The organism is Streptomyces sp. NRRL S-1813 (assembly GCF_000719605.1).
GTDB lineage: Bacteria > Actinomycetota > Actinomycetes > Streptomycetales > Streptomycetaceae > Streptomyces > Streptomyces decoyicus.
In genome coordinates this window covers 1-1,105 of record NZ_JOHB01000089.1, presented here as the reverse complement: position 1 = coordinate 1,105, position 1,105 = coordinate 1, and the positions used below count along the sequence as shown (strand labels likewise).

The window sequence follows — 1,105 nt, the reverse complement described above, 5'->3', positions numbered from 1 at the left end:
GTCGGGTAGCCGGGTCACGTCGCCGTGACCCGGCCCCCTCAGAACCGGACGTGCCTGTTTCCAAGCATCACGGCTCAAGCAAGCCCGAAGGCTTCACAGGTTCTGCTCTTCTCCGGTCGCCGTCGCCGGAGTGGTGCTGGCGATGGCATTCCGAGTGGACGAGCCGAAGATTCTTGCTCTCATCGGAGCCGCCGTGCCGCCGGCAGGTGAAGTGGTGTTTATGCAACCGGACAGATTCCCTTCTGACGGGCTGCCAGAGTAAGGCTGGTCTTGTCCATCGGTGGCGGTGTGCGCGTTTGACGGCGTTGACTCCAGTAGTCGAGCAGTGCAGGGTCATCGGGTGACGACTTGCCCCTGACCAGCTGATGTCGTCTGATGTTGGTCCAGGCGAACTTGGGAAGGTGTGCGCCTGGGGCACGGTCACCGAATACCCAGTTGTTCGTCTTGGATCGGTTGAGCCTGCCGAAGTACTTGTTCACGATCCAGTGCTTCGACTTCTTCGGATGGGTGCGCTTGGCCCACTTGTAAGTGAGCGTCCACACATAGCTGTCCAGTGCCGAGAACGTCCGGCTGGACACCACTGTCCGGTAATACGCGGACCAGCCCCTAACGATAGGGGATAGACGGCGTAGTACGACTGTGATGCTCTGACCTAACAGGGCCTGCATCTCAGATCTCAGTCGATTCCGGACTCTCTTGACCGCGTCCTTGCTGGGCGTGATGATCAGGCTGTCGCCATGGCGGCGGACGTTGAACCCCAGGAAATCGAACCCATCCGACAGATGGAGGATCCGCGTCTTCTCTTCATTGAAGCGAAGTCCTCGGGGTTGCAGCCATTCAGCCAGGCGTGACCTGACGGTCTCCGCTTCCTCCTTGCTCGTGCAGAACACGGCAAAGTCATCGGCGTAACGCACCAGGATCGGAGTTCCTTTCGCAGCCCACATGACTTTTCCCTTGCGGGTAGCGAAACGAACTCCTGCGGCCTCCTCCATCCCGTGCAGAGCGATGTTGAGCAACAAAGGACTGATCACTCCGCCCTGAGGGGTTCCCTCATCGGTCCGAGTGAAGCGTCCGTCATCGACCACACCAGCCTTCAGCCACTGCC

General features: G+C 59.9%; 2 protein-coding genes. Both read right to left on the bottom strand.

Features of this window, described 5'->3' with window-relative positions; genetic code table 11:
* Positions 1-67: 67 nt before the first annotated feature.
* Complete coding sequence (locus IF67_RS45625; protein ID WP_234341651.1) at positions 68-337, bottom strand: HNH endonuclease; 270 nt, start codon at positions 335-337, stop codon at positions 68-70.
* Positions 219-1,105: group II intron maturase-specific domain-containing protein (locus IF67_RS42695; protein ID WP_267959249.1), on the bottom strand; the 887-nt coding region annotated here is incomplete at its 5' end. The genes IF67_RS45625 and IF67_RS42695, both read right to left, overlap by 119 nt.

What these genes read in the sequence shown, in the direction of transcription:
- IF67_RS45625 (WP_234341651.1), bottom strand. Translation starts at nt 337, where the DNA reads ATGACCCTGCACTGCTCGACTACTGGAGTCAACGCCGTCAAACGCGCA.